This window comes from Streptomyces sp. NPDC058964 (genome assembly GCF_042741275.1).
Taxonomy (GTDB): domain Bacteria; phylum Actinomycetota; class Actinomycetes; order Streptomycetales; family Streptomycetaceae; genus Streptomyces.
In genome coordinates this window covers 1-6,015 of the sequence record NZ_JBHYKH010000198.1, presented here as the reverse complement: position 1 = coordinate 6,015, position 6,015 = coordinate 1, and the positions used below count along the sequence as shown (strand labels likewise).

6 protein-coding genes are annotated in these 6,015 nt (G+C 71.3%); 4 read left to right on the top strand and 2 right to left on the bottom strand.

Features of this window, described 5'->3' with window-relative positions:
* Positions 1-316: 316 nt before the first annotated feature.
* The gene (locus ACFW2E_RS23580; RefSeq protein ID WP_384469056.1) at positions 317-823 is read left to right on the top strand and encodes a DUF6082 family protein; all 507 of its coding nucleotides are present in this window, start codon (positions 317-319) and stop codon (positions 821-823) included.
* A 28-nt stretch (positions 824-851) separates the two neighbouring features.
* Here ACFW2E_RS23580 and ACFW2E_RS23575 read toward each other — a convergent pair whose 3' ends face one another.
* Complete coding sequence (locus ACFW2E_RS23575; RefSeq protein ID WP_384469055.1) at positions 852-1,088, bottom strand: hypothetical protein; 237 nt, start codon at positions 1,086-1,088, stop codon at positions 852-854.
* A gap of 312 nt (positions 1,089-1,400) precedes the next feature.
* Positions 1,401-2,567, bottom strand: a complete 1,167-nt coding sequence (locus tag ACFW2E_RS23570) for a citrate synthase (protein WP_384469054.1) — start codon at positions 2,565-2,567, stop codon at positions 1,401-1,403.
* A 99-nt stretch (positions 2,568-2,666) separates the two neighbouring features.
* Here ACFW2E_RS23570 and ACFW2E_RS23565 point away from each other — a divergent pair, with 99 nt between their 5' ends.
* From ACFW2E_RS23565 to ACFW2E_RS23555, 3 genes are all read left to right on the top strand, one after another.
* Positions 2,667-3,926 carry a citrate synthase gene (locus tag ACFW2E_RS23565; protein WP_384469053.1) on the top strand — a complete coding sequence of 420 codons (1,260 nt, stop codon included), beginning with the start codon at positions 2,667-2,669 and terminating at the stop codon, positions 3,924-3,926.
* Positions 3,927-3,980: 54 nt separating this feature from the next.
* Positions 3,981-4,922, top strand: a complete 942-nt coding sequence (locus ACFW2E_RS23560) for a sucrase ferredoxin (protein WP_384469052.1) — start codon at positions 3,981-3,983, stop codon at positions 4,920-4,922.
* Positions 4,923-5,038: 116 nt separating this feature from the next.
* On the top strand, positions 5,039-6,015 hold a 977-nt coding region (locus tag ACFW2E_RS23555), incomplete at its 3' end, for a PAS domain-containing protein (RefSeq protein WP_384469051.1).

The following is a 6,015-nucleotide window of genomic DNA, read 5'->3' as shown; positions in this document are numbered from 1 at the left end:
CATCACTCCCGCGGCCGGGTGCGGCGGCGACCTGCCGGGCGCACGCACGACGAATCGAATGCCGACCCAGGATACGAGTGGGAATAAACACCGCGAAGTGAACGATTGTTAGCCGCCCCAGCGGGGCAGACGATGGGCAGGGCGCCGGAGCGTGCGACCCTCGCTTCCCTCCGTGCGCCGCCTCTCCGCCTCCCCGCCGATCAGAGCCGCTCGGCACACTCTGGGAGACGGCAAGCGCCGCCCACCGCTCGCCGGTCCCCTCCAGTCGACCCGCACCCCGACGACCGGCGGACGGCCGCCTGATTCGGGGGTTGACATGGCCACACAGAGTTCAGGGGTAGGAAGGATCGTTTCGGCTGCCAAAGCAAAGCTTGCAGCCGTCAACGACTCCATCAGCACGCGGAGTACACGTCACCGCAGAAGGGCTGTCCTCGCCCAGCAGCACCGGCTCCACTTCGACCTGATCTGCAAGGCTATGGACGATCCCGCCCTGGCCGCCGTTCTCGACACCTACGAGACGGACATCCCGCTGGAGAAGCAACGCCAGTTCCTGTTCGCCAACGCGCTGTACATCAACGCGCTCTACTTCCACCGCATCGGGGCGATGACCCGGGCAGAGCTCTACGGCCATCTGCGGGTGATGTGCCAGAACAAGGTGTTCCGCGAGTACTGGGAGGCGACTCGCCACCACAGGAAGAGCCTGCCCGAGGCGTCGGAGGAGTTCACCCTGGGCCTGATGATGGACGACCTGGTGCAGGAACTCGCCGATGCCGACACGGACGAGTGGTGGGTCGTGGGCGAGCCCCCCGAGAAATCCTCATGACCCCAGGGGGCTTCGCCATACCCGGTCGTCAGGAGTCGGGGATATCCCGCTTTGCGCGGATGAGGGTCTCGCGCGTGATGATCACGATCCGCTCGTAGTCCGCTCGTGCGGCGTCCGACGGCAGCTCCGGGTCCAGTTGCGCGGTCGCTTCACGCCCGATCACGGCGAAGTCGCCGTTGTCGAGTTCGAAGATGTCGGGGCATGTCTGCCCCGTTGCACTGCCGCGCTCCCGAGGAGAAGCCCCTACACGTCGCACGATCTTCACGGAAAGCTACCGCCTTATGGCTGGGAGAGATGAGAGTTTCTCCTCCGAGCATGACTTTCCGAGCGTGGTTTCTGTCGGAGCGCGCTCTCCGTGCGCAAGGGTGTTCGCCGGAGCGCCCGGAGAGGGGCAAGCGACAAGATATCGACTCCGGTGCCCTTGGTGCGCCTGTTATCCCTCGGCGACCGGGTTAATTTTTCCGGCTCCGCTTGACCCCGCGGACGCGGCGGACAGACCCTCCGTCCCGTCCCACCGAGCCCCGGCCTTCCGCCGCTTCCGGCGCCCCGGCTCCCGTCGGTCTGCCCTGGAACAAGGTCAGTTGACGTCCGGCACGGCCTCCGGCGGCTCCGGCCCCACGTACCGGGCCACCGGGCGGATGATCTTCGCGTCCTCTGCCTGTTCCAGGATGTTGGCGCTCCAGCCCACCACACGCGCCGCGGCGAAGGTGGGGGTGAACATCTCGCGGGGCAGGCCGCACAGTTCCATGACCACACCGGCGTAGAACTCGACGTTCGTGTGGAGTTCGCGGCCGGGCTTCAGTTCGGCAAGGATCGTCTCGACCTGGCGTTCGACCTCAAGGGCGAACTCGACACGTGGGCCACCGAACCCCCGGGCGATGTCGCGCAGCATCCGCGAACGGGGGTCCTCCGTGCGGTAGACGGCGTGCCCGAAGCCCATGATGCGCTCGCCGGCGAGGACGCGTTCCCTGATCCAGGGGTCGATCCGGTCCGGGGTTCCGATGGCGTCCAGCGTGTCCAGGGCCCGGCTGGGCGCTCCGCCGTGCAGCGGCCCGGACAGCGCACCCACGGCGCCCACGAGGCACGCCGCGACGTCCGCGCCCGTCGACGCGATGACCCGCGCCGTGAAGGTTGACGCGTTGAAACCGTGATCAATGGTCGAGATCAGGTATTGCTCGACCGCCCTGGCCCGCAGCGGGTCCGGCTCCGTGCCCGTGAGCATGAAGAGGTAGTTCGCCGCGTACGACAGGTCCTCGCGCGGCTCCACGGGCGCGAGCCCCCGGCCGAGCCGGTACAGCGCGGTGAGCAGCGTCGGCACGGCCGCGCAGGCGGCGACCGTGTCCTCGCGGCGCCGGTCCGCGTCGATGTCGTACACCGGCCGGAACCCTTTCGCCGCCCCCAGCAGCGACAGCGCGGTGCGCATCCCGGCCAGCGGGCCGGAGGTGCGGCTCGCCGCGGCTATTGCGGGCAGGGCGGCCCGGACGCCGTCGGGCAGCAACCGGAGTGCCGCGGTCTCGGCGGTGAAGGCGGTGCGCCGCTCGGCGTCGGGCAGTTCGCCGTGGACCAGGAGATGCCAGGCGTCCTCGAAGCAGCGGGTGCGGGCGAGTTCGACGGCCGAGTACTGGCGGTAGTGGTAGAAGCCCTCGAGCCCCCGGACGTCGCCGATGCCGGTGTCGGTGACGACGACACCCGCGAGTCCGCGCGGGACGTCGACAAGAGTGGGCGCGGCCCTGTTGATGGACATGGTTCTCCTCCCTGGACTTGATTTCACTGTCAATGTTTGACTAATCATCTGTCAATATTGATCCAGTCAATGTGCCCAAAGGCGGCTACGGTGACCCCCATGCACGATCAAGAACCCGCCCCCGGCCGTCCCGGACGGAGGCTGAGCACCAAGGAGACCGCCGAAGCGCTCGGCGTGAAGCCGGAGACCGTGTACGCGTACGTGAGCCGCGGTCAGCTCAGCAGCAGGCGTGAGCCCGGCGGCCGCGGGAGCACCTTCGACGCCAAGGAGGTGGAGGCCCTCGCCCGGCGCAACAGGCGTGAGAGCGGCGGGAGTCCGGGGTCCGGCGGCGAGCCGGCCGTACGCACCCGCCTCACCCTTATCGACAAGGACCGGTACTACTTCCGGGGCGTGGACGCCGTCGAACTCGCCGCGCGCCACTCCTACGAAGAGGTCGCCGAGTGGCTGTGGACCGGGCGGATGCGCCCCGGGATCACCTTCACCGCGCCCGACGCCACCGTCGCCGTCGCCCGCCGCGCCGTGGACGCCCTGCCCGAGCACACCGCGCCCACGGACCGGCTGCGCGTCGCGGCGATCGCCGCCGCGGCCGAGGACCCGCTGCGCTTCGACCTGTCCGAGGAGGCCGTGCTCGGCACCGCGCGCGTCCTCATCCCCACGCTCGTCGCCGCCCTGCCGCCCCAGCCGTTCGCCCGCCACCACGACGAGGGTCCGCTGGCCCACCGTCTGTGGGGCAGGCTGACCGGGCGCGAGGCCGACGACGCGTCACTGCGCACGCTGGACACGGCACTCGCCCTGCTCGTCGACCACGACCTGGCCGCCTCGACCCTCGCCGTGCGGGTCGCCGCCTCCGCCCGCGCCCACGCCTACGCGGCCGTCTCGGCCGGACTCGGCGTGATCGAGGGCCCGTTGCACGGCGCCGCGAGCGGACTCGCACACCGGATGCTCCAGGACGTGCTCGAGCGGGGCACCGCCGTCCCGGTGATCGCTGACGAGCTGCGCGCGGGCCGCCGTGTCCCCGGGCTCGGCCACCGGCTCTACCCGGGCGAGGACCCCCGCGCGCGAGCCCTGTTCGCCCTCCTGGAACGGGTCCCGCGCGCGGAACCCGCCCTCCTCGCGGCCCGCGATGTCGTCGCCACCACCGCCCGCCACACACCACTGCACGCCAACGTCGACCTGGCCCTCGCCGTGCTCACCGTCTCCTGCGGCATGCCCGCGACGGCAGGCGAGACGATCTTCGCCGTCGCCCGGACCGCGGGCTGGATCGCGCACACCCTGGAGGAGTACGGGGAGCGCCCGCTGCGTATGCGCCCCAGTGGCCACTACGTCGGCCCCAGGCCGCCGCAACCCCTGCCGGAGTAGGACGCGAGCCCGGCTGGAAGCCACTCCGGGCAAAGTCAGGTTAGGCTCACCTCTGTGAGTAGGTGTGCGACCGTCTCCCGGAGCCTCGACGAGCCCGTTTCCGGTACCGCGGCCACTGCGACGACATGGCTGCTGCTGGAACAGCCCGGCCCCTGGGGTGCCAAAGCGCTCACATCGAGCCATCTGGACCCCGCGCTCGGCCGCGCCCTGGAGGCGGCCGCCGAGGGAACGGGCGTACGGATCGCGCTGATCCGGCGCCCCGGACGGCACGCCGACCCCGGCAGTCCCGCCGTGCGCAACGTCTACGCCGCCCACACCGTCCCCGGGAACACCTGGCTGCACAGCGCCACGACCCGCGACCCGGAACAGCTGCGCGCCCTCGACTTCGCCGCCCTCGGCGCGGGCGACCACCGTTCGTTCGACGCGGTGCTCCGCGGCCGGCCCCACTCGGACGGTCCGCTCGCGCTCGTCTGCACCAACGGCAAACGCGACCGCTGCTGCGCCCTCCTGGGCCGTCCCCTCGCCTCCGAGCTCGCCTCCTCCGGTGTGCTCGGCACCTGGGAGGTCACTCATCTGGGTGGTCACCGCTTCTCGCCCACGGTCCTCGTCCTGCCGTACGGATACGCGTACGGCCGGGCCGAGGCACACGCCGTCAAGGAGGTCCTGCACGGCATCAGGGAGGGCCGGGTGGTCCTCGACGGATGCCGCGGGTGCTCCGCCTGGGAACGGCCCGGACAGGCGGCCGAGCTGGCCGTGCGCGCGGCCGTCGACGAGTACGCGGCGGGCGCCCTCAGCGTCGTGCGGACGGACGGCGGGGCACCGCACTGGGACGTGACCGTCGCCCACACCGACGGCCGCCTCTGGCGGGTCACGGTGGCCCAGGGCGCCTCGCTGCCGCCCCGGCCGGAGAGCTGCGGGGCGTCGGTGCTCGGCACGCCGGCCCGGATGGACGTGGTGGCGGTGCAGGAGCTGACGGCGACGGCACTGGCGAGCTGACGGCGCCGGGCCGGGGCAGCACTGATTTCCCGTGGTCCGGTTTCCCAAGATCTGGTCAAGAGATCCACGCCACACCCCCTACGGCAGGGCTCGCCCGTCCACGTACCGTCGTGGGCATGAGCCCCACTCCCCCCGCACGCCGTCTGCGCCTCGGTCTGCCTCGACGGGTGTTCTCGCAGGTACTGCTGATGCAGGTGACGATCGCCGCGGGGGTTGCGGTACTCGCGACCGGGCTCTTCCTGGCACCGCTGAGCAAGCAGCTGGACAACGAGGCGATGCACCGCGCGCTGGCGATCGCGCAGACCACCGCTCAGGAGCCGCAGGTCGCCGCGGACCTCCAGAACACCCTGCCGACGGTGGACGGCCCGGTGCAGCGCGAGGCGGAGCGCATCCGGCACGCCACCCACGCCGAGTACATCGTGGTGATGAACCTGCGGGGGATCCGCTGGTCGCACACGAACCCGCGGCAGATCGGCCTGAAGGTCTCGACCAGTCCCAAGGAGGCCCTGGCCGGCAAGCAGGTCATGGAAATCGACACCGGCACCCTGGGCCGCTCCGCCCGCGGCAAGGTGCCCCTGTACGACGCCGACCACCGGATCGTCGGGGCGGTCTCCGTCGGCATCCCGTACGACAGCGTGCGGGCCCGGCTGATCAGCGCGATCCCAGGGCTGTTCGCGTACGCGGGCGGTGCCCTCGCGGCCGGCGCGCTGGCCGCCTGGCTGATCTCCCGCCGGGTCCAGCGGCAGACCCGGGACCTGGCCTTCTCGGACATCTCGGCGCTGCTGGCGGAGCGCGAGGCGATGCTGCACGGCATCCGGGAGGGCGTCGTCGCACTCGACCGCACCGGCCGCATACGTTTGCTCAACGACGAGGCGCGACGGCTGCTGGGCATCGGCGACGAAGCCGTCGGCCGGTCGCCGGACGAGACTCTGGGCACGGGTCGCACGACGGATGTCCTGACGGGCCGGGTGACCGGCACCGACCTGCTCACCGTCCGCGGTCAGCGGGTGCTGGTCGCCAACCGCATGCCCACGGACGACGGCGGCGCCGTGGCCACCCCGCGCGACCAGTGGAGTATAACACACAGACACTG